At 61.0% G+C, this 23341-nt stretch carries 18 protein-coding genes; 3 read left to right on the plus strand and 15 right to left on the minus strand.

The window, feature by feature from the left end:
- Positions 1–34 precede the first annotated feature (34 nt).
- The 11 genes from AOA59_RS29735 to AOA59_RS29785 form a co-directional block, all read right to left on the minus strand.
- Positions 35–2398, minus strand: coding sequence for a hypothetical protein (locus AOA59_RS29735; protein WP_099489950.1), 2364 nt, complete (start codon positions 2396–2398; stop codon positions 35–37).
- A gap of 10 nt (positions 2399–2408) precedes the next feature.
- Complete coding sequence (locus tag AOA59_RS29740; protein ID WP_099489951.1) at positions 2409–3548, minus strand: hypothetical protein; 1140 nt, start codon at positions 3546–3548, stop codon at positions 2409–2411.
- Positions 3527–4963 carry an alkaline phosphatase family protein gene (locus tag AOA59_RS29745; protein ID WP_099490083.1) on the minus strand — a complete coding sequence of 479 codons (1437 nt, stop codon included), beginning with the start codon at positions 4961–4963 and terminating at the stop codon, positions 3527–3529. Before AOA59_RS29745 ends, AOA59_RS29740 begins: the two co-directional genes overlap by 22 nt.
- Positions 4953–6173: a metabolite traffic protein EboE gene (gene eboE / locus AOA59_RS29750; protein ID WP_099489952.1), complete on the minus strand. Its 1221-nt coding sequence runs from the start codon at positions 6171–6173 to the stop codon at positions 4953–4955. The genes AOA59_RS29745 and eboE overlap by 11 nt, the downstream gene beginning before the upstream one ends.
- A complete protein-coding gene (locus AOA59_RS29755) occupies positions 6170–7054 on the minus strand; it encodes a TatD family hydrolase (RefSeq protein ID WP_017136539.1) in 885 nt (294 codons plus the stop codon). The genes eboE and AOA59_RS29755 overlap by 4 nt, the downstream gene beginning before the upstream one ends.
- 32 nt (positions 7055–7086) lie before the next feature.
- Positions 7087–7770, minus strand: a complete 684-nt coding sequence (locus tag AOA59_RS29760; RefSeq protein ID WP_099489953.1) for an EboA domain-containing protein — start codon at positions 7768–7770, stop codon at positions 7087–7089.
- Entirely contained in the window at positions 7767–8636 is an 870-nt protein-coding gene (locus AOA59_RS29765) for a UbiA family prenyltransferase (RefSeq protein WP_099489954.1), read from the minus strand. Before AOA59_RS29765 ends, AOA59_RS29760 begins: the two co-directional genes overlap by 4 nt.
- Before the next feature lie 5 nt (positions 8637–8641).
- Positions 8642–10507, minus strand: coding sequence for a 3-dehydroquinate synthase (locus tag AOA59_RS29770; RefSeq protein WP_099489955.1), 1866 nt, complete (start codon positions 10505–10507; stop codon positions 8642–8644).
- Positions 10508–11018: 511 nt separating this feature from the next.
- On the minus strand, positions 11019–11327 hold the full coding sequence (locus AOA59_RS29775) for a DUF6124 family protein (RefSeq protein ID WP_056861838.1): 309 nt from the start codon (positions 11325–11327) through the stop codon (positions 11019–11021).
- A gap of 460 nt (positions 11328–11787) precedes the next feature.
- Positions 11788–12096 carry a DUF6124 family protein gene (locus AOA59_RS29780; protein WP_017136535.1) on the minus strand — a complete coding sequence of 103 codons (309 nt, stop codon included), beginning with the start codon at positions 12094–12096 and terminating at the stop codon, positions 11788–11790.
- Positions 12097–12726: 630 nt separating this feature from the next.
- Complete coding sequence (locus AOA59_RS29785; protein WP_099489956.1) at positions 12727–13665, minus strand: LysR family transcriptional regulator; 939 nt, start codon at positions 13663–13665, stop codon at positions 12727–12729.
- Between the two features lie 109 nt (positions 13666–13774).
- Here AOA59_RS29785 and AOA59_RS29790 point away from each other — a divergent pair, with 109 nt between their 5' ends.
- From AOA59_RS29790 to AOA59_RS29800, 3 genes are all read left to right on the plus strand, one after another.
- Complete coding sequence (locus AOA59_RS29790; RefSeq protein ID WP_056861841.1) at positions 13775–15274, plus strand: CoA-acylating methylmalonate-semialdehyde dehydrogenase; 1500 nt, start codon at positions 13775–13777, stop codon at positions 15272–15274.
- A 307-nt stretch (positions 15275–15581) separates the two neighbouring features.
- Positions 15582–16520: a pectate lyase gene (locus AOA59_RS29795; protein ID WP_065932163.1), complete on the plus strand. Its 939-nt coding sequence runs from the start codon at positions 15582–15584 to the stop codon at positions 16518–16520.
- 251 nt (positions 16521–16771) lie between these two features.
- Positions 16772–18019, plus strand: coding sequence for a glycoside hydrolase family 68 protein (locus AOA59_RS29800; protein ID WP_065932162.1), 1248 nt, complete (start codon positions 16772–16774; stop codon positions 18017–18019).
- A 53-nt stretch (positions 18020–18072) separates the two neighbouring features.
- Here the strand turns inward: AOA59_RS29800 and AOA59_RS29805 are convergent, their stop codons facing one another.
- The 4 genes from AOA59_RS29805 to xylA form a co-directional block, all read right to left on the minus strand.
- Positions 18073–19209 carry a sugar ABC transporter permease gene (locus tag AOA59_RS29805; protein ID WP_099489957.1) on the minus strand — a complete coding sequence of 379 codons (1137 nt, stop codon included), beginning with the start codon at positions 19207–19209 and terminating at the stop codon, positions 18073–18075.
- The gene (xylG, locus tag AOA59_RS29810) at positions 19210–20754 is read right to left on the minus strand and encodes a D-xylose ABC transporter ATP-binding protein (RefSeq protein ID WP_178076318.1); all 1545 of its coding nucleotides are present in this window, start codon (positions 20752–20754) and stop codon (positions 19210–19212) included.
- Positions 20755–20759: 5 nt separating this feature from the next.
- A complete protein-coding gene (gene xylF / locus AOA59_RS29815) occupies positions 20760–21761 on the minus strand; it encodes a D-xylose ABC transporter substrate-binding protein (RefSeq protein WP_056861846.1) in 1002 nt (333 codons plus the stop codon).
- 225 nt (positions 21762–21986) lie between these two features.
- Positions 21987–23303 (minus strand): xylose isomerase, encoded by a 1317-nt coding sequence (xylA, locus tag AOA59_RS29820; RefSeq protein ID WP_056861847.1) that lies wholly within the window; start codon positions 23301–23303, stop codon positions 21987–21989.
- Positions 23304–23341 lie beyond the last annotated feature (38 nt).

Consider the following 23341-nt stretch of genomic DNA (forward strand, 5'->3'; position numbering starts at 1 on the left):
AGCCGTGAGGCCACCCGGCGCTCCTGTGTGTGGCTTAGTGGTAGTCGCTCATGCTCAGTTGCACGGGTGGGTAGTTGCATTTCACCAGGGCGTTCGCCCACAGCTCCAGCACGGCTCGACGGCTTTGCGGCATGTCCCGCGTGATGGGCATCGCCAGGGTGCTTTCTTCCTGATAGGGCTTGCTGATCAACACAATCAGCTGGTCCACCGCGCCCTCAATGCGCGGCAGGGAATTGAGCGGCATGAACTTGCTCATGATCGGGTACAGGTAATAGAACGGCTGGAGGATGAAGGGATAGATGAAGGTCTCCCAGATCAACTGGCCGGCGTTCTCGCGCTGATAAATCAGGTTCCAGGCATCCACGAAGTTCTGCTGCAACTGCGGCTCCAGCGGCAGCACGCGCAGGGGGGCGAGGAAGTCGGTGAAGGCCGTGGGCAGCGGGAAGCTGAACGGGATCGCCGGGGCCTGCTGACCTTCCTGCACAAAGAAACGCAAGGTCGGAAAGCCCGGCGCCTGGGCCGTAACGGTCAGGTTGGCGATGCCGTTGGCGTCGGTCTGGATCTTCGCCAGGCTGTATTGCACCGTACTGTTAAGCGGGTCTTGCAAGATGCCCTGCATGGCGATCGGGTTGGCGAACGTGAGCGTCGGGCTTAAGGCGACTGCGGCAGGCGTCGGCAAAAATTCCTGGTAGGTCACCGGCGTCATTTGATCGGCCGACACCGCCAGCCGCGTGGCCATCAATTGGCGGCCGGTGCCCTCGGTCACGTGACTGCGCAGCGGGGTTGCGCCCTGGAATTGCGGCCAATTGGCGCTGTTTTTAGTCAGGTTGGCCGGGTCGTTGTTAAACAGTGTGAAGTTCGCCGCGTTGCTGAAAGCCAGGTAATAATCGGTGGTACACAGCATGTAGGCATTGCCGTATTCGGCCACCCACAAGGTGGTGCCGGCGGGCGCGGGCAGGCCGTCGTATTGCACCATCACTTGCAGGGTTCTGGTATCGCCCACGTCGATAAAGCTGGCGCTCTCGACCACTTCGGCGGTCCACATTTGCTGGGTCGCGGCGATCACGGGCGTGGTGCCGGGCTGTTGCAATTCCAGGGTGCCGGTTTGCAGGAGTGCCTGGGCGTCCACGCCCAGCGGCAGGTCGAGGATGCCCGAGCGTTTGTCGAAGGCCGCCTGCTGATAATCGTCATAACCAAAACTGGCCAGCGGGCTGAATTGCGTGCCCTGGCGGATGCCGATCTGGTAATTGCCCGCCTGGAATTTGGCCGCGACCGGGATGTCCGCCGTCTTGTCGATCGGGTAGAACGGGAAGGCATTGCCCAGATCCAGCGACAAGGTGTCGTCGTGGGCCTGCGCCGAGATCACCCCGAGCTGCGCCGGGGTAGCCGAGCCTGGCGAGGTCTTGTAGATGGGCACTGCGCCCGCCGGCACCAGGCGCCGGCCGGCGGGGGCGGTGGGGAACTCATCGTCGAGCCACAGGCCCAGGGTGCCGACCGTGCGGCTATAGGCCGGGTTGAAGAAAATATCGCCGACGTTATCCAACCCCTGTTGGTACATGGCCTGCACTTGGGCCTGGGCTGCGGCGCTGGAAGAGTGGGTGTCGATCGGCGGGTAGTTGTTGAGGATGCCGTTCTTGTCGTAGCACGTCAGGTAGGTTGAAAAACGGAACATCAAGCCCTTGGCATTTTGCTGCGCCATCTGGGTTTGCAGGTTTTGCAGCAAGGCCGAATTGCCGATCACCCATTCCAGGTTTTCTTTGGGGAAACAGGTTTGCCAGGTGGTGGTCACGTAGGCCAGGCCGCCGAGGTTGGCCCAGTTGAAGTTGAGGAAGCGGTCGAGCATGCGGAACTGGCGATTGAGCGTCAGGCCGCACTCGGCATTGCCCAGCACCAGCTTGTCGAAGTACAGCGCGGTGAAGGTGTTTTGCCAGGGGCTCACGTCGACAAAGCGCGCCGGTGAGCTGGGCGCACCGCCGAAGGGGTTGCCGAGCAGCTGGAAGCTCTGGTTGATCAGCGGGTCCTGGCTCACATAACCACCGCCCGGCAACTCGCCGCCGGTGATCACCGACTGGGTCTGGTTGTAGCTCACGGTGCCGCAGGCATTGTCGCCAAACAGGTTCCACTCGCCAGGGATCATCGGCGTGGTCAACTGCGCGGCGTTGCCTGGCACCTGCATCACGTAATCGGGCACGCTGGCGGGCGACAGCGGGGCGATGGTCCAGGGCAGCAAGGTGCTGGCGGCGTTCAACGGGGTGATGTCGAAGGCCTTCAGGAACGGCCAGTTCATCTGCATTTTTACCGCATCGTACAGCGGGTACATGTCGTTGTTGTTGGCGGTCGGCGGGTTCCAGAACATATGGCCGCCCAGGTAGATACGCGGGAAATTCAAGACGCTCATGTGAGGCTCCTTAGCGTTGCCACTGGGCGCGTTTGAGCGACCAGACAAAGTCCAGTTTGTGGTAGCCGACAAAGTCGGAGTCGGGCAGCGGCGCGGTGGGGTAGACGATGCCGCCGTCTTTGTTCAAGGCGAAATTGAAGTAGCCCTGCTTGGGCGAATAAGCAGCGGTGCCATGGCAGGCGAAGCAGGAAGATTCGCTTTGGAACGCCGATTCCAGCTGGGAGTTGGCGAGCAAAGTGGGCGTGGTATTCGATTGCACGCCGATCAGTTCGTACTGCGCCAACGCCGGGTATTGGGCCTGGAAGGTAGCGTTCACCGGCTGCGCCGCCGCTGTCGGCCCGGTGCTGTTGGTCATCGGCGCGGCGGGGGCGGCGTTGGTCACCGTGTATTGGCTGTTGTTACGGTTTTCGAAGGTGGTCCACACCCAATCGGGGTTCAGCTTGTTGATCACATGCAAGCCGCTCAGCGCCGCATAGCCGACCTGATACTGCTTGCCCTGTTGGTAATAGGCCTGGGCGATGTAATAACCCTGGCTGGCCAATTGTTGCTGGTAGGCCGTGTCGTTACCGATCCACAGCCACGCGGCTTTGAGCTCCCAGGCGGTGGAGGGGAAGTTCAGGTCGCTGGTGAGTGCGGCCTGGCCATTCACGTTGTAGACCTTCTGCTGCAGGATGTAGTTGAAGGTGTCCTGGCCCATCAGCAGTTGGAAGCGCACTGCCTGGCCTTTTTCGGCCGCCGGCACCTGGCCGCCCATTTGCAGGATCAACCCGTCCACCTGTTGTGTGGCGTTGAGGTTATGCATGATGCGGTTGGGGTTCATGCCCATCGCCTGGGCCTGGGTCAGCACGGCGGCGGGTGGTGGCACGCTTTGGCCGTAGGGCAGCGGTTGGGCGCCGTTAGGCAGGTACACCTGGTCCGACGGTTTCAGGGTTTCCCAGACCCGGTCAGGGCTTTGCGCGCCGGCGGGCTGGTTCAGGCAGACGAACCAGTTCCAGGCGAGGGTGTCGGGGCCTTGGGTGAAGGCGGCCCGGGTGGCGTCGAGATTGCCTCCAAACTGCAAAAAGTTGCTGCAGTCGAAGGGGTTGGTGTCCTGTGCCTGGGCCAATCCGGCCAGGGCACTCAGGACCGTTATAGATAAGGCTCGCCGCATGAAAGCTCCTTGGCATTCGCCAGTTCGAGGTGAGGGCGCCCCAGGAAGTGCTCCAGGAGCAGTTGCTTGACTGCCGTCGCCGCCAGTTGCTGCGGCAACGCCAGGTCGCAATTGGTGATCAGCAGCGGGCCGGTCTGCGTGCTGGTGGGCAGGCGGCCATGGCTGCCACGGACTAGCCCCGTGTCCAGTGGGATCAGGTCCATGTAGTAGCGAAAACCGAGCTTTTTTTGCAGCAGGCGGCGCGCCACTTTGAGCCTGGGCAAGCGAATGGCCGGGTCGATAAACAGCTCCACCGGGTCGTAGCCGGGCTTGCGGTGAATGTCCACGGTGCGCGCAAAATCCGGCGCTTTGCGCTCATCCAGCCAGTAGTAGTAATCGAACCAAAACCCGGCAGCGGCCACGGCCACCAACTCGCCGCTGCGGGGGTGGTCGAGCTGCCAGGCGCGTTGCTCGGCCTTGTCCAGCACCTGCTCGATGCCGGGCTGGCACTGCAACAAGGCTTTAACGCGAGGGATGTCTTGCACGTGCTTTACATAGACATGCGCGACCTGATGGTCCGCCACCGCAAACGCCGCGCTGGCGCCGGGGTCGAGCAATTCCCAGCTCAAGGATTGGCGCACCTGCAACAGGCCTTCGGCGCGCAGCACGCGGTTGATCGACACCGACTGCGCGACGGCTTCGATGCCGTACTCAGACAGCAGCATCACCGCCGCGCCCTGGGCCTCGGCGAAGGCCAGCAAACGCCCGACTTGGTGGTCGATGGCGCGCACTTCATCAGCAATCGACGGGTGCTCAGGCCCCACGCGCTGCAAGCTGTAATCAAGGTGCGGCAGGTAGATCAATTGCAGGTGCGGCCGGCTGATCTGGAACTCGGCCATGGCGCACTCGACGATCCAGCGGCTCGACGCGATGCCCGCCGCCGGCCCCCAAAAACCGTGGAAGGGGAACTCGCCAATCTGCGCCTCGATCTGCTCATGCAAACCGGGCGGCGACGAATACAGGCCAAATTGCTTGCGCCCGTCGGCCGGGTAATGTGGGCGCGGGGTGATGGAGGCGTCCACATCGGCGTACATGTTGTACCACCAGAACAACTGGCTGCAGCGAAAGCCAGGCATTTCACGCTTGAGGGTGTGCCAGACCTTTTCGCCCTGGATCAGCGCATTGGGTTGCAGCCAGAAACGCACTTCGGCCTGGTCGCGAAAGTACCAGCCATTGCCGACAATCCCATGCTGCGACGGCGGCGCGCCGGTAAGGATCGAGGCCTGCACCGTGGACGTCACGGCGGGGAACACCGGTTGCAGGCTGGCCATCTGGGCGGTCTTGAGCAGCGCGTTGATCTGCGGCGTCGCCTCACCCAGCAGCGACGGCGTCAACCCGACCACATTGATCAGCAGCAGCGGTTGCTCAGAGCGCATCGGCATACGCCTCCTGCACCAAGGATTGCAGCAGGTTGCGCTGGCGCAATTGGTCCTCGACCCAGCGCAGCTCGGCGGCGATACCTTCAAGCTGCGCCTGTTGCGTGGTGGGCCGCAATTGCGCGGGCAGCACGCCCCAGCTGTAGGTTTCCACCTCCAGCACCGGGCGGAACTCGGCATGGGCGGCCAGGTAGTCGAAGGTCTGGGCCAGGGCCGCCTGGCTACCGCGCAGTTCGGGCAACAGCAGGTGTTCGCTGAACAGCGGGATATGGAAGTGAATACGCAGCTCGTTGAACCCCGCGCACGCCTGCAGGGCCGCCGGCAGGTCGGGCCAGGCCACACGGCCGCCCTGTGCGTCGAGTGCCTTGACCTGGTGCAGGTAGGTGGCTTCGGCAAAGCTTGCGAGGGTGTCGAGCACGGCTTCGCGCCGCGTGGCATCGTCGGGCGGCAAGTGGCAGATCATCGCGTTGGACAGCTGCACCTTGCCCACCGGCACGCCGGCCGCACGCAGCCGGTCCAGGGATTGATAACAATCCTCGTACATCACTGCTTGGTGGCACACATCAAAACACAGCGCCAGGTAGGCATGGTTCGGGTCCATGGCCTGCCGGCGCTGGAAGAAGGCGAGGGTCTGCTCGGTGTTTTCCAGCACACAGTCGGGCTCCATCTCCAGGCAAAACACAATGTTCTTGCCGGTTTTGCGGTGCAGATCGGCAAGTGCCTCCGTGAGTTGGCTGAGGTGTTCATCGGCGCGCAGTTGCCGCGCTTTGCTCCAGGTTGCGGCATAGCCCAGCGGCACCGTGGAAATCACCCCTTGGCGGCAATCGTCGGGCAGGGCGTGGGCAAGGATGTGCGCCAGGTCCAGGCTGTAAGCCAGCCGCTGCGGGTCGGCCCAGTTGGGCAAATACACCTCGGCTTTCACCGCGCCTTTGTGGAAGTCGCCGTAGGGGAAACCGTTCAGTGAAGTCAGGCGCACGCCGCTTTGCTTTAGCAACTGCACAAACTGCGTGCGTGCCGAGGCGTGCTGTAATTGCGCCGCCGCCTGGGCGCAGATCCACAGGCCGCTGTCTTGTTGCTCCAGCCCGCGCAAGGTGCGCACACCCTGAAAATGCTCGGTGATGGAGGCGCGCAGCGCGGCCAGGTCGCGGGCCGGGTGCACATTGCTGCAATAGCCGATCTGGCTGGCCGTCCAGCCGTTGGCGGCGCTCATTTGACCACCGGGTCCTGGCCACGCAAGGCGGAGTTTTCCTGCCATTGCTTGCGCTGGTCGATGGGCAGCGGCGTGCTCACCAGGGCTTTGTCGAGCTGGCCGCTCTGGGCAAAAAAATCCACCGGGTTATGGAACAGCACCTGTTCGACCTGGGCTTCACTGAACCCGGCCGCGAGCATCGCCTGGCCGGTCTTGGGCACCTTGAGCGGGTCGCTGATGCCCCAGTCCGCCGCGCTGTTGACCACCATTTTTTCGGTGCCATATTCCTGCAGCAACGCGACCATGCGCTGCTCCGACATCTTGGTGTTGGGGTAGATCGAATGGCCGCGCCAGCAGTCGCTGTCCAGCACCAGCGGCAAGGTCAGCTCATTGAGGTGGTCGATGATCACCAGGTGCTCGGCAATCCCCACTTCGCGGATCACGGCGAGGGTGCGTTTGGTGCCGCCGATCTTGTCGCGATGCGGCGTGTGCACCAGCACCGGCAGGTTGAATTGCTTGGCCAGTTCCAGTTGCGCGGCGAGGAAGCGGTCCTCTTCGGGGGTGATGTCGTCGTAGCCGATTTCACCCACCGCCACCACGCCGTCCTTGACCAGGTAACGCGGCAGAATCTCCAGCACTTCATTGGCAATCGACAGGTCATTGGCCTCCTTGGGGTTCAGGCCGATGGTGCAGAAGTGATGGATGCCGAACATGCTCGCGCGAAAGCGTTCCCAACCCAGCAGCGTGTCGAAATAGTCGACGAAACTGCCCAGGCTGGTGCGCGCCTGGCCTTGCCAGAACGCCGGCTCGATCACCCCGGTGATACCGGCGGCGGCCATGTTCTGGTAGTCGTCGGTGGTGCGGCTGACCATATGGATATGCGGATCGAAATACTTGAGCATGGTGAATCCTCGTCAAGGGAAGGCGATGTGCATCAGTTCAGGTAGGCGTGCCATTCGGGCGGCAGGCGCAGGCCGCGCAGGCGCTGTAATTGCGCCGGGCTGAGCAGGTCAAAGGCGATCGCTTTGGGCAAGCCTGGGGATACGGTGCGCGAGGCCGCGAGCTGTTCGTCGAGCAGGTCGAGGGCCAGTTGGTTGAGGCTCACGCTATGGTGCTGGGCCAGGTTCGCCAGGCGCCCGATGTCGAGGCCCATGCCGAGCGCCTTGAGCACCAGCTGGTGAAAGGCGCGTTCCGGGTAATGACGTGATGGGTAGGCGGTGTCGAGGGCCAGCGCGGCAAATACCTGCGGGTTGCTGGTGCGCCCGGCCTGCAACGCCAGCTCCAGGCACAGCCCGTCGCGGTCGAGCCAGTCGAGGGCGCTGAGCAGGGCGATTTTTTCCTGATCGTCGCCCCACCGGAACAGTTGGCGCAGCAGCGGCAGGTGATCGTCTGTTGGCGTGTGTTCCAGTGCCTTGGCTATCAGCAGTGCCCGGGCTGGCGCGACAACAGCGGCGGGCAACTGGCGCTTGCACTGGCCGCTCAGCAGCGCCACGGTGGACGCAAGCGGCTGCGCTTCTAGCTGTGCATGCGCCTGCAGCCACCACCGCAGTTGCGTGGCATCCAGCTGTTGAGTGAGGCTCAAGCGAAGGTCGGCGAGAGAGTCCGGGCGCATGTTCATGTCGGCTTGATCCAGCGCTGAAAGTGGGGAAGCAGGAAAAACACCAGCACACACACCAGGCTGCCCAACGGCTGGTTCGCCACCGCCAGCACCAGCGCATCGAACAACGGCAGCGCGGCCAAACCTGCGCCGATAAACGCGCGCACCTGGCGCTGTTGCGGGTGGGCCAGGTGTTTCCAGTAATGCCAGCCCAACCAGCCCAGCCACAGCAGCAATACCGGCCAGAACCACAGGTTGTTGGAGTAGAACGCCAGCGCCAGCGGGCTGAGCATCAACAGCAGTGGCAGGCGGCTGATCAGTTGGTTGCGATGCTCCTGGCGGGCCAGGTAGGTCAGGCCGCTGATGTACACGCCAAGCAGCATCGCGCACAGCCAGATCGGCTCCGGCGGCACCGCCAGGCTGGCGGCGGCGGTGAGGTACAGCGCCGAGCGGCAGGCGCCCATCAGCCACACGCTGTGGGCATATTTTTTATGCAGCAGGTTGTAGCCGAAAATGCAGCCCACCAGCAGCACCACGCCGCCAAGCAGCCAATGCGGCGTGTCGATCAAGCGGCTCAGGCCCAGCACCGCCGCTGCCGCGAACACCAGCAGCAAGGCTGTGGCTACGCCGACTTGCTGGCGGCTGGCAAGTCCCAGGGTGATGGGGCGCGGGTTGTGGTGTTGCGCGTCCCAGTCGGCATCGAGCAGGTCATTCAAGAACATCCCGGCCAGGTACAGCAGCGACAAGGTGATCAACAGCAGCCCCCACACCAGCGACGACGGCGGCGCCAGGGCTCCGGCGCTGCTGGCGAGCAGGGCGGCGGCCAGGGTATTGGTCCACACCGTGGGCAGGTTGGACACGCGGCCGAGGGTCATCCAGGTTTTCATCGGGCTCATCGCGCGTAGCCCTCGGTGGCAGGCAGTGCCGGGTTGCTGTGGGCCGCCAGCCGTTGCAGCGCCGCGTGCATTTTTGCGCTGTCGATTGCATGCAGGTCCACCGATTGGCCGATGCCGGTGAGCATGGGGATCGACAGTTGCCCGCCCAGGTGCTGGCGAAATTCCTCCAGGCCGAGCAACAGCGGCGAGCGACCTTGGGCATCGGTCACACTCAACTCCGGCGGGCACAGGTTGAAGCCCAGCGTGTGCAGCAGGCTCATCACCCGCTCTGTTTCGGAATCGCTCAACAGGCCCAGTGCGTTCGCGTAAAGCCCATCCAGCGCCATGCCCACGGCTACTGCTTCGCCATGGCGCAGCCGGTGGTGGCTGAGGTTTTCCAGTTTGTGCGCGGCCCAGTGCCCGTAATCCAGCGGGCGGCCGTTGCCGCGCTCGAACGGGTCACCGGCGCCGGTGATATGCCCCAGGTGCAGTTCGGCGCAACGGCGAATCGCATAGCGGCTGGCCGCGTGGTCGAAGTGGGCGAGGGCGCTGGCGTTGGCTTCCATCCACTGGAAGAACGCGGCGTCCTTGATCAGCGCCACTTTCACCGCCTCGGCCAGCCCGGCGATCTGGTCGCGGCGGGTGAGGCTGGTGAGCAGTTGGAAGTCGTTGATCACCGCGGTGGCGGGGTAGAACGCGCCGAGCAGGTTCTTCTGGCCGAAGGCATTGATGCCGTTTTTGACGCCGATACCGGCATCGTTCTGGGCCAGCACCGTGCTGGGAATACGGATCAGCCGGATACCCCGGTGGAAAGTCGCGCAGGCGTAACCCACCGCATCCAGCACTGCACCGCCGCCCAGGGCCAGCACGTAGCAGTGCCGGTCCAGGCCGTGTTGCAGCATGTCGCTGTAGAGCTGTTGCAACACCTCTGAGGTTTTACTCAGTTCACCGGCGGGCACGGCGATAGGCGCGGCGAGCAACCGCAGATCGGCATGGGCCGCGAAGTAGGCGTCGATCTGGTCGCGCAACGCAGGCGCGCTGTGCAGCAGTTGCTCATCGGCGAACGCCATCACCGTGACCGGCGCAGGGTGCTGGGTGATGAGCTGGTGGTGCAGGCACGGGTTGAGCGGGTCGAACAGGTGGTCGGTGAAGACCACCGGGTAGTCATAGGCGACCGTGAACCGCCCACGCAGGGGCTGGTCCTCACTGGGCTTGCGTTTGAGCAGGCTGTAAATCGCCACAAACACCAGCGGCAACACCATGCTGGCCAGCACCGTGACCAGCAATGAATTCTGCTCGATCAGGAAGGTGCCGATGGCCGTGTAGGCCAGCGCCAGGCCGGCATTGGCCAAGGTGGTGATCAGCAAAAAGGCCCGCAGCGGGTAGCGTTGCATTCCGGCGGCCACCACCGAGGTTTCCGCCAGCACCGGCACACCGCGCAGGCAAATCAACGACAGCGTGCCCAAGCGGTACGCCAACTGCCCGGGCGAGCGCTGATGCAAGCCAAGGCGGCCGGACAGCAAACGAAAATAACCGGCGCCCAACGCATACCCCAAGCCTGCACCCAGGCACAGCCCGATAAAGATCACCAGGTAACCGCCAATGCTGCCGAGCATGGCCACCCCCAGCAACGCCACCATGCTCGACGGCACCGGCAGCACCACGTCCAGCGCCAGCAGGGCGATCAGCAGCAGCGCCAGGTTGAATACCTGGGCAGGCGTGGACGGTTGGTAGAGGTTGAGGTGAATCAGGAAGTCTTGGATCTGTTGTTCAAACAACAGAAAGCTGGCAATCACCAGTACAGAAAAGCACACCAATGACAGCCAAAAATGTTCGGCTGGGCCCTTTTTCGTGAACGCACGATACCACCGGCTGCGCTTCATCAAAGCATCCCTTTTGAGTGTTGAGACTTAAATTCCGTGTCTGTGCTTGCGCTATTTTTAGAGCAATAAAACCCCTCACCTGGCGGGCAGGTTTTGTGCGTAATGGCTGATGGCTTTCACGGTATTCATGAACGTAGCCGGTTGTGGTTGTTTTGCAAGTTTGTGCGCAAGGGAGTTTGAAAAGGGCGTTTTAGAGGAGAAGGTTTAGCGGTGATTATTCAATATTTACAATTAGTTGTATGGCTTTTATGGCGGCGTCAAGAAGCTGTTGGTGATGACCGTTGCAAGTAACAAGTTGAGTTCAAAAACGTGAGGTTTGTTTGGTGAATTATTGCGGCTGGCTATAACAAGTTTATGTGGGCGTAGTTGTCGAGAACTGTTCCGTTTAGTAGGAGTGGCGACAGTCAATTGTGGGAGCTGGCTTGCCTGCGATAACGGTGTATCAGTTAGAAAATCAGGTACAGATATACCGCCATCGCAGGCAAGCCAGCTCCCACATTTTTGACCGTGTTTAAGCCATTGCTTTTGCGGGTTTCAGGCACTCGATAGAGCGATCCACCGTGGTGCGCGCCAGCTCCAGCAAATGCCACACCGCCAGGATCTTCGCGCGTTCGGGGCTGGCGAGCATTTCACTGCAATTGAGTGTGGTGGCCGAAGCGCTGTCGAGCAGGCTGGCGGTGTAGAGCAAGGCGTCTTCAAAGCTCAGGTCTTCGATCACGCTGTGAACGCCTGGGGTGGGCAGGTAATGGTCGAGGGCGCGGTTGAAGGCGGCGCGGTCTTTGGCGCAATTGCGGGGTGGGTCGGGAACAATTTTCTTCATCGTTTAGTACCTGTCTGGTCAAAGAGCTGACACGCTTCGCGACTAAACGAGGGTGGCGGCTGTACGCAGGTTAGTCGACCGGTCAGAACAGGAACCCGGCGCGCCCGAAGGCGCCCTGCGCACAGCCACCATAAACTTCGGAGGACGATGCGCCTGTTCTGAAACCGGGCGACTAAACCCGATCACTGATGAGCAGTGACGGATCGCAGACTAGCCATCGATTCCAACAGGCACAAGGCGGCAGGGATTGTCTAGGAAACGTCCTGCAATTAAAAGGGACGGGCCTTGCTGGCCCTTTACAAACCATGTCGAAAGGCCACCGGCTGATCAGCCACACGGAACAGCGCCACAGTTCCAATGTGGGAGCTGGCTTGTCTGCGATAACGGTGTATCAGTTAGAAAATCAGGTACAGATATACCGCCATCGCAGGCAAGCCAGCTCCCACATTTTTGACCGTGTTTAAGCCATTGCTTTTGCGGGTTTCAGGCACTCGATAGAGCGATCCACCGTGGTGCGCGCCAGCTCCAGCAAATGCCACACCGCCAGGATCTTCGCGCGTTCGGGGCTGGCGAGCATTTCACTGCAATTGAGTGTGGTGGCCGAAGCGCTGTCGAGCAGGCTGGCGGTGTAGAGCAAGGCGTCTTCAAAGCTCAGGTCTTCGATCACGCTGTGAACGCCTGGGGTGGGCAGGTAATGGTCGAGGGCGCGGTTGAAGGCGGCGCGGTCTTTGGCGCAATTGCGGGGTGGGTCGGGGACGACTTTTTTCATGGTGTAACTCCTATTGAACCAGAGAGCTATCACCAGCGCTGCTAAACGAGGGTGGTAGCTGTACGCGGGTTAGCAGACCGGTCAATAGGAAAACCAGCGCACCCGAAGATGCCCCACGCACAGCCACCATAAACGCAGCGGTGAACCGTATACCTATTGAAGTCAGGCTGCTAAACCCGATCACTGATGAGCAGTGACGGATCGCAGACTAGCCATCGATTCCAACAGGCACAAGGCGGCAGGGATTGTCTAGGAAACGTCCTGCAATTAAAAGGGACACGCCTTGCTGGCCCTTTACAAGCCATGTCGAAAGGCCACTGATTGATCGGCCACATGGAGCAACAGTTACACTGTTTTCAGTCACGCCGCAGATCCAATGTGGGAGCGGGCTTGCTCGCGAAAGCGCAGTGTCAGTCAGCACATGTGTGGCTGACCCACCGCATTCGCGAGCAAGCCCGCTCCCACATTTTTTGACCGCGTTCAAGCCAATGCCTCTCGAAGGGACATGCCTTCACACCCTGTCGAAAGACCACTGACTGATCAGCCACACGGAGCCGCGCCACAGCTCCCACATTTTCTTGACCGCGTTCAAGCCATTGCCGCTAAGGAGCGCACCGCGTCGGCTCTGCCTCATCCCACAAACCGAAACCCATCCGACAGTTTCTCCTTCAGATACCCCACCAACGCACTCACCGACTTCGGCACATGGGGTGAATACGGGCGGATCAAGTAGATCTCATCGGCAAATGCGCCCTTGAGTGTCCAGCCCTTGAGCACTTGCACCAACTTGCCGCTGGCCAGGGCCGCCTGGGCGCTGAAATCCGGGAGCAGGGCGATGCCCAGGTGGTTGAGCGCCGAGTCGCGCAGGGCTTCGCTGTTGTTGGTGGAAAAGCTACCGGCGATGGGCACGGTGGTGCGTTCGACTTTTTTGCCGCCGCGCTCGAATGTCCAGGCCGGCTGGTCGGCGCCGCGTGGGTAGTAGAGGCAGTTGTGGGCGCTGAGGTCGCTGGGTTCGCGCGGTTCGCCGTGGCGCTGCAGGTAGTCCTGGGTGGCGACCAGCACCGAGCCGGTGTCGCACAACTTCCACGCCACATGGGTCTCCGGCACCTGGAAGCCATGGCGCACCGCCAGGTCGTAACCTTCGGCTGCCAGTGAACTCAGGGCATCCGACACGTCCAGCTGTATGCGCACTTGCGGGTAAAGCTGTAAAAACTCCGACAGATGCGGCACCAATTGCTGCCGCGCAAACGCCACCGGCGCGGTGAGGCGCACCAGCCCGCGAATCTCCCCGGCCGAGTCGCGCACCGACGAGAAGCTGCGGGCGATGTGCTCGTAAGCACTGCGCACTTCGCGGGTCAACGACAGCCCCGCATCAGTGAGCCGCACACTGCGCGTGGTGCGGGTGACCAGGCGGGTGCCGGTGGCCTTTTCCAGGTCCGAGATGCGCTGGCTGACCGCCGACTTGCTCACCCCCAGGCGCGCTGCGGCGGCGGTGTAGGTGCCTTGCTCTTCGAGCACCGACAACCAGTGAATATGGGTCCACAGCCCTTCGATCTCGGATTTTTCCATGATGCTATTGTTCGCTAACAAGGACAATAAGTTCAGGATTCTGCTCTGGTTTGGAACAAACTGAAAGCCTATCGTGTGCCTCAACGCTACCCACCAGGGATCACCTGCCATGACCAGCACGATCGAGCACTACATCAACGACCAACGCGTGAGCCGCGATGATCGCTATCAAGACGTCTACAACCCAGCTACCGGCGAAATCACCGGTCGGGTCGCCCTGGCCAGCCGCCAGACCGTCGGTGAAGCCGTCGCCGCTGCCCAGGCCGCGTTCGCCGGTTGGGCCGACACACCGCCGATCCGTCGCGCTCGCGTGTTGTTCGAGTACCTGCACCTGCTGCGTGAACGCAAGGACGACCTGGCGCGCATCATCGTCGCAGAGCACGGCAAAGTCTTCACCGATGCCCAGGGCGAAGTCGACCGTGGCATCGATATTCTGGAATTCGCCTGCGGCATTCCCAACCTGCTCAAGGGCGAGCATTCCGACCAGGTGTCCCGTGGCATGGACAACTGGACGATGCGCCAGCCCTTGGGGGTTGTAGCGGGCGTTACGCCGTTCAACTTCCCGGTGATGGTACCGATGTGGATGTACCCGATCGCCATCGCGGCGGGCAACACCTTTATCCTCAAGCCCAGCCCGACCGACCCGAGCGCCTCGCTGTTCATGGCCGAGCTGCTGCGTGAAGCCGGCCTGCCCAAAGGCGTGTTCAACGTGGTGCAGGGCGACAAGGAATCGGTGGATGCCCTGCTCGAACACCCGGACGTCAAGGCCATGAGCTTCGTCGGCTCCACGCCGATTGCCCAATACATCTACGAGACCGGTGCGCGCAACGGCAAGCGTGTACAAGGCCTGGGCGGCGCGAAAAACCACATGGTGGTGATGCCCGACGCCGATATCGAAAAAACCGTGGATGCACTGATGGGCGCCGCCTACGGCAGTGCCGGCGAGCGCTGCATGGCGATTTCCGTGGCCGTGCTGGTAGGCGATGTGGGTGACAAAGTCATCGCTTCGTTGACCGAGCGCGCCAAGCACCTGCGCATCACCGACGGCCGCGATTTGAAGGCTGAAATGGGCCCGATCGTGTCGCGTGCTGCACTGGAACGCATCAGCGGCTACATCGAACAAGGCGTGCAAGCCGGCGCGCAATTGCTGCTCGACGGGCGTGATTACGTGCCAACCGAGGCCGGCTTGGAAAACGGCTTCTGGCTCGGCGCGACCCTGTTCGACCACGTGACAAAAGACATGAGCATCTACCGCGAAGAAATCTTCGGCCCGGTGCTGGCCTGCGTGCGCGTGAATGACTTTGCCGAGGCAATCAAGCTGGTCAACGACCACGAGTTCGGCAACGGCGTCAGCTGCTTTACCCGCGACGGCAACATCGCCCGCGAATTCGCCCGGCGCATCGAAGTGGGCATGGTCGGCATCAACGTGCCGATTCCGGTGCCGATGGCCTGGCACGGCTTTGGTGGCTGGAAGAAGAGCCTGTTTGGCGACATGCATGCCTACGGCACGGAAGGTGTGCGTTTTTACACCAAGCAGAAGTCGATCATGCAGCGCTGGTCGGAGAGCATCGAGCAGGGCGCGGAGTTTGCGATGCCGGTGTCCAAGTAACTTAAATACACCGCAGGTCAATGGTGGGAGCTGGCTTGTCAGCTCCCACTTTTTTTACCGCGTTTAAGCCATAGCCCTGGCGGGCTTCAGGCATTCGATGGAGCAATCCACCGTGGTCCTGGCCATTTCCAGCAGCGTGTTGACGGCGTACTCAATATCCAATACTGTATATAAGCACAGTGTTTAAGCGCTGATCAGCCAACCTCGGCATTACCAGCCACGCCAAACACTGTGTGCAAGTTAACGGATTAACTTGAATGCGCGGGCTCGCACTGTCGAGCCGCTTTTTATGAAAGAGAGGGATCTCATGTCGTATCCAGAAAGCAAGCTCACCGGCTTGACCGGTTTCGCCCTTGCGGCAAAAGTCACCGGTGGCTGGGCGGGCCAGGTGGTCAGTATCACCACGCTGGACCAACTCAAAGCCAATATTGGCGACACCACCCCGCGGGTGCTGGTGATCAACAGCAATATCTCGGCGGCAAGCCTGACCAAGGTGAACATGGGGGCTAACAAGACCCTGATCGGCTCCTTCCAGAACCGCACGCTGGAGAACATCCACCTGCGTGCCACGGCGCAGTCGCAGAATATTATTCTGCAAAACATTATCTTCAAGCATTCGGCAAGTATTAAGGCCAATGACGATATCCAGGTGTACCTGAACTATGGCAGTCAATACTGGATCGACCATTGCTCTTTTGTCGGCCACAACTGGTCTACCACGGACGGCAGTGAAGATAAACTGGTGTATATCGGTGAAAAGGCCGACTACGCGACCATCAGCAACTGCTTTTTCGGCAACCACAAATACGGTTTGATCTTCGGCCACCCGGCCGATGACAACAAATCGGAGTTTAATGGCTACCCGCGTCTTACCCTGTGCCATAACCGCTTTGACAACATGGAAGTGCGCGCGCCGGGTTTGATGCGCTACGGTTATTTCCACGTGTATAACAACTACGTGAATAACTTCCATCTGGGGTTTACCCTGGCACAGAACGCCAATATCCTTTCTGAAAGCAATTACTTCGGCGAGGGCAGCCAGAATAACGGCATGTTGGACGATAAAGGCACTGGCACGTTCACCGACACCAACAGTGTGCCCGCTATCACCCGCCAGAAGTCGCCCAATGCCAAGTGGACAGCGCGTTCCAACTATAACTACACATTGAAAACTGCCGCTCAGGCCAGGGAATTCACGCAAAAGAACGCGGGTGCTCAGGCGGTGGCGCTGGTGTTTGGTAGTTGAGTAGCTAGCTTTCTATTGATCAGGCTATTCATGCGCAGTGCCACTGTTTTTATATCAAGGATATCAATACAGTGATGGCACTTGTGGCTTAAATAATTCTTCATGTTGTGATCGATAGGTTGCATGTTAAACCTTGTTTCGCACTTATAGGGCTAATAATGGCTCGCTCTTTTCAGTCGGCATCAAGTTGCTGGCTGTGAGTGTTATTTAATCTTCGCTTGTCACTAAAGCGTCAGTAAAAGGACATCATCATGAAACATGCGAATCACACACCCACTCGTTGGACTCGGGCCGATGCGCTTAAAGTTAATGAAAATGACCCGACGACCACACAGCCGTTAGTGAGTCCTGACTTTCCTGTCATGAGTGACACCGTGTTTATTTGGGACACCATGCCATTGCGTGAACTGGATGGCACGGTGGTATCGGTCGATGGTTGGTCGGTTATCTTCACCTTGACTGCAGACCGTCGCCCGCATGATCCGCAATTTATCAACGCCGATGGCCGTTACGACATCAAGCGTGATTGGGAAGACCGCCACGGCCATGCGCGTATTTGCTACTGGTACTCACGCACCGGCAAGGACTGGGTCTTCGGCGGCCGCGTGATGGCCGAAGGGGTTTCGCCGACCACTCGTGAATGGGCAGGCACGCCGATCCTGATCAACAACCACGGCGATATCGACCTGTATTACACCTGCGTAACCCCGGGGGCCACCATTGCCAAGGTCAGGGGCCGGGTGGTCACCTCCGACAGCGGCGTTACCCTTGAGGGCTTTACTGAAGTCAAACCGCTGTTCGATGCCGACGGCACGTATTACCAGACCGAAGCGCAGAACGCGACGTGGAACTTTCGCGACCCCAGCCCGTTTATCGACCCCAACGACGGCAAGTTGTACATGGTGTTTGAAGGCAATGTCGCGGGTGAACGCGGCACTCACGCGGTGGGCCCGGATGAACTCGGTCTGGTGCCGCCAGGGCATGAAGATGTCGGCGGTGCGCGGTATCAGGTCGGTTGCATTGGCATCGCCGTGGCCAAGGACCTCAGCGGTGAAGAATGGGAAATCCTGCCGCCACTGGTGACGGCGGTTGGCGTGAACGATCAAACCGAACGCCCGCATTACGTGTTCCAGGACAACCAGTACTACCTGTTTACCATCAGTCACAAGTTCACCTACGCGGACGGCGTGACGGGGCCGGATGGTGTCTACGGTTTTGTGAGCGAGCAGCTGTTTGGCCCTTATACGCCGATGAATGGCTCGGGTTTGGTACTTGGCAACCCACCGTCGCAGCCGTTCCAGACGTATTCCCATTGCGTGATGCCCAATGGCCTGGTGACGTCGTTTATCGACAGCGTGCCCACCACCGGCGACGACTATCGCATCGGCGGCACCGAGGCGCCCACGGTGAGGATTGTATTGAAGGGTGACCGTTCGTTTGTGCAGGAGGCCTACGACTACGGTTACATCCCGCCAATGCGTGATGTTGTGCTGAGTTAATCGACCCGCCAATAAGAAGCCACTCATTCGAGTGGCTTTTTTATGGCTGTGAGTCAGCGCCGCCCGGCCCGGGTACTCACATCCACCCACACCGCCAGCACCAGAATGCTGCCCTTCACAATCATCTGCCAGTAACTGTCCACGTCCAGCATCGACATGCCGTTATCCAGGCTGGTAATCACCAACGCCCCGAGTAATGCGCCATACACCGTGCCGGAGCCGCCGCGCATGGAGGTGCCGCCGATAAAACACGCGGCAATCGCATCCAGTTCGCCCATATTGCCCGCCGACGGTGAGCCCGCAGCCAGGCGTGCGGTGTTGACCAGGCCGGCGAGGGCGCACATCACGCCCATGATGCCGAAGATCCACAGTTTTACCGCCTGCACGTTAATGCCCGACAGGCGTGTGGCTTCCATATTGCTGCCCACCGCGTACACGCGGCGGCCGAACACGGTCTGGCTGGTGACGTAGCTGAACACCCCAAGCAACACCAGCAACAGCAGCACCGGCACAGGGATGCCATCGTAACTGTTGAGGGTGGTGACGAACCCGGCCAGCACTGCGCCGATCACAGCCACGCGCAACAGGTCGCGCATCAACGAATGCGCCGCCAGGCCATGCAATGCGCGGTTGCGCCGTTGTTTCCAGGTGAGGAACAGAGTGAGCGAAAATAGCAACACGCCCAGCCCCACGCCCACCGAATGCGGCAAATACCCCTGGCCCACATACACCAGCGACGGCGACACCGGCGCAATGGTGGTGCCGCCGGTAATCCCCAGCAGAATCCCGCGAAACGCCAACATGCCGCCCAAGCCGACAATGAACGAGGGGATGCGCAGGTAGGCGGTCATGTAGCCGTTGGCCAGGCCGATCATCAAGCCGCACAGCGCCACCAGGCTCAGGTTGGCGAGCAGCGGAATGTGGTAGACCACGTCCAGAATCGCCGCCAGCCCGCCCAATAACCCCAGCAGTGAACCCACCGACAAATCGATCTCGCCGCTGATGATCACCAGCACCATGCCACACGCCAGAATCCCGGTGATCGACATCTGCCGCAGCAGGTTGGACAGGTTGCGCGGCGTGAGAAAACCGCCCTCGGTCTGCCAGCTGAAAAACACCCAGATGATCGCCACCGCAATCACCAGGGCGAGCATTTTGTAGCGGGTAAAAAGCAGTTTGACCTGATTCATCTACGCGGTTTTCCGGTGGTTATTGTTATGGCTGAGCGCGGCGGCGAGCACCTGTTCCTGGGTGAGCCCTTCATTGATGAAATCGCCCCGCAACTGGCCGTCGCCAATCACCAGCACGCGGTTGGAAACCCCCAGCACTTCGGCCAGTTCCGAAGAGACCATGATGATCGACACGCCTTCGGCGGCCAGCGCGCCCATCAGTTTGTAGATCTCGTACTTGGCGCCCACATCCACGCCGCGCGTGGGCTCGTCGAGGATCAGCACGCGGGGCTTGGCCATGAGCATTTTCGCCAGCACGGCCTTTTGCTGGTTGCCGCCGGACAGGCTGGTGATCGGCAAAAACGGGCTGGCGGTCTTGAGGTGCAGGCGCGCGATTTGCTGGTCGATGCTGCCCAGTTCGGCTTCGGCGTCGATGCGGGTCATATGGGCGTAGCGGTCGAGCACCGCCAGGGTGATGTTCTGGCCCACGCCGAAGTCGGGGATGATGCCCTGGCGCTTGCGGTCTTCGGGCACCATGCACAACCCGGCGCGGATCGATTTGAGCGGCGTGCGCGTGTCGATCAGTTGCCCGTCCAGCCACACCTCGGCGCTGTAGCGGCCGGGGTAGGCGCCGAACAAGGCCGACACCAGTTCCGTGCGCCCGGCACCCACCAGCCCGGCAATGCCGAGGATTTCCCCGCGCTTGAGCACGAAAGAAACATCGTCCACCCGTTTGCGTTTGGGGTTGTCGACGTCATAGCAGGTGACGTTGCGCGCCTCGAAAATCACCTCACCGACTGCATGGGGCTCGGTGGGGTAAAGGTTGCTCATCTCGCGGCCGACCATCTGCGTGATGATCTGCGCGATATCCATGTCGGCCATGGCCGTGGTCGCGATGTGCTTGCCATCGCGAATCACGGCGATGGTGTCGCACACGGCCGCCACCTCATCGAGCTTGTGGGAGATGTACACGCAGGCCACGCCCTTGGCCTTGAGGCCCCGGATAATGTCGAGCAGCACTTCGATTTCCGAACGGGTCAGGGCCGAGGAGGGCTCGTCGAGGATCAACAGGCGCGCCTGTTTGTTCAGGGCCTTGGCGATTTCCACCAGTTGCTGGTAACCGCCGCCGTATTGCGACACCGGCAGCGCCACATTCATGTCCGGCACCTTGAGCTCGCGCATCAGCGCTTCGGCGCGCTGCAGCATGGCCGGGTAGTTCATGCGCCCGCCGGGCAAGGTCAGTTCGTGGCCCATGAAGATGTTTTCGGCCACCGACAAGTCCGGCACCAGGGTCAGTTCCTGGTGAATGATGACGATGCCGGCAGACTCGGTTTCGCTGATGGAATGGGCTTTGAGCGGCTGCCCGTCCCAGAGGATTTCGCCCTCCCAGGTGCCATACGGGTAGACCGCCGACAGCACCTTCATCAAGGTGGATTTACCGGCACCGTTTTCACCGCACAGGCCGACGCATTCCCCCGGCCGTACCTTGATATCGATGCCGTTCAGGGCGTTGACACCGCCAAACGTTTTGACGATGCCGTTCATTTGCAGCAAGTAGTCGGCCATGGCGGTCACTGCCCGGCAATCTGCTCTTTGGTATAGAAACCGTCCTTCTCCAACAGGTCGATATTGGCCTTGGTCAGTGGGGTCGGCGTGAGCAGGATGGTGTCGACTTTTTTGCTGCCATTGTCGTATTGCGAGCTGTAGGTGGGTTTTTCGTTGCGCGCCAGCTGCACCGAGAGTTTGGCGGCTTCGGTGGCGATCAGCTTGAGCGGCTTGTACACGGTCATGGTCTGGGTGCCGTCGATCACGCGCTTGACGGCGGCGAGGTCGGCGTCCTGGCCGGAGATTGGCACCTTGCCCGCGAGCTTCTGCGCGGCCAGGGCCTGGATCGCGCCGCCGGCGGTGGCGTCGTTGGAGGCCACAATGGCGTCAATCTTGTTGTCGTTTCGGGTCAGGGCGTTTTCGACGATGCTCAGGGCCTCGGTGGGGTTCCATTCCTTGACCCACTGTTGGCCGACAATCTTGATATCGCCCTTGTCGATGGCCGGCTGCAGCACCTTCATCTGGCCTTCGCGAAGTACCTTGGCGTTGTTGTCGGTGGGGGCGCCGCCGAGCAAAAAGTAGTTGCCCTTGGGCGCCGCTTGCAGCACGCCGTTGGCCTGCATCTCGCCGACTTTTTCGTTATCGAAAGAGATATAGGCGTCAATGTCGGCGTTGAGGATCAGGCGGTCATAGGACACCACCTTGATCCCGGCCTTCTTGGCTTCGGCGACGGCGTTGGTCAGCACGGTGGCGTTGAACGGCACGATAACGATCACGTCAACGCCGCGAGAGATGAGGTTTTCGATCTGGGAGATTTGCTTCTGCTCGTTGGCATCGGCCGACTGCACGAACACCTTGGCATCGAGCTTTTCGGCGGCGGCGACGAAGTAGTCGCGGTCGCGGGACCAGCGCTCCAGGCGCAGGTCGTCAATGGAAAAGCCGATTTTCGGGTGGGCGGAGTCGGCCATCACCGGCAGGGCGAGCAGGGCCAGGGCAGAAGCAAGCAGGGTGCGTTTGAATGCTTTCATGGTGGTGCGTCCTTTTATTGTTGTTGGAAAGACACTGATTTGATGAATGTACCGTACCTGTGGCGAGCGGGCTTGCCCCGCGTTGGGCTGCGAAGCGGCCCTGAAACCAGGCGATGCGGTGTATCTGTTAAAACCGAGTTGCCAGTAACAGGGGCCGCTTCGCGCCCCAACGCGGGGCAAGCCCGCTCGCCACAGAGGTCCGCTCGCCACAAAAGCAGCGGGCGGTCAGGTGTAGATAAACCGGTTGACCACGCCTTCGAGCATCTCCTGACGGCCACTCACGGCCTGCGGGTTCAGCTCATGGGCAAACGCGTGCTCCGCCAACGATTCCAGGCTGAATTCACCGGTCAACACCGCCTGGCCCAAGGGCTGTTGCCACCCGGCATAACGCTGGTCCTTGAACTGCTGCAAGCGGTCGTTCTGCACCATTGCCGCTGCGCGTTCCAGGGACAGGGCCAGCACATCCATGGCCGCGACATGGCCATGGAACAGGTCAACCTCATCCAGGCTCTGGCGACGCACCTTGGAATCAAAATTGTAGCCGCCGTTCTTGAAGCCCCCGGCCTTGAGGATTTCATAGGTGGCCAGGGTCATTTCCTCGACACTGTTGGGGAACTGGTCGGTGTCCCAGCCGTTCTGCGGGTCGCCACGGTTGGCGTCGATACTGCCGAAAATCCCCAGGGACACGGCGGTGGCAATTTCATGGTGAAAACTGTGCCCGGCCAGTGTGGCGTGGTTGGCCTCGATATTCACTTTGATCTCGTGTTCCAGGCCGAACTCGTGCAGGAAGCCGAACACCGTGGCGCTGTCGTAATCGTACTGGTGCTTGGTCGGCTCCTGGGGCTTGGGTTCGATCAGCAGGTCACCCTTAAAGCCGATCTTGTACTTGTGCTCCACCACCATGCGCATAAAGCGGCCGAGCTGTTCGCGCTCGCGCTTGAGGTCGGTGTTGAGCAGGGTTTCATAGCCTTCGCGACCGCCCCACAGTACGTAGTTGGCACCCTTGAGGCGTTGGGTGGCGTTCATCGCGCTGAACACTTGAGCGGCCGCGTAGGCGAACACCTCCGGGTCCGGGTTGCTGGCGGCGCCGGCGGCAAAACGCGGGTGGCTGAAGCAGTTGGCGGTGCCCCACAGCAACTGAATGCCTGTCTGTTCTTGATGGCGTTCAAGGTGGTCGACCATCTGGGCAAAGTGGTTGCGGTATTCCTTGAGCGAGCTGCCTTCGGGCGCCACATCGGTGTCGTGAAAGCTGTAGTAATCAATGCCCAGTTTGGAGAAAAACTCGAACGCCGCTTCAGCCTTGCCGATGGCCACGTCCATCGGCTCACCGCTGCGCTGCCACGGGCGCTTGAAGGTGCCCATGCCGAACATGTCCGCCCCCGGCCACACAAAGGTGTGCCAGTAGCAGGCGGCCATGCGCAGGTGTTCACGCATGGGTTTGCCGAGGATCAGTTTGTTGGCATCGTAATGGCGAAAGGCGAGGGGGGCGTCGCTGCTGGGGCCTTCGAAGCGAACCTTCTCGACACCTGGGAAGTACGGCATGGCGTTTTCCTTATTGTTCTTGGCGGTGCCCCGATACT

It is taken from the genome of Pseudomonas sp. 2822-15 (assembly GCF_002742515.1).
In the GTDB taxonomy this organism is placed as follows: domain Bacteria; phylum Pseudomonadota; class Gammaproteobacteria; order Pseudomonadales; family Pseudomonadaceae; genus Aquipseudomonas; species Aquipseudomonas salomonii.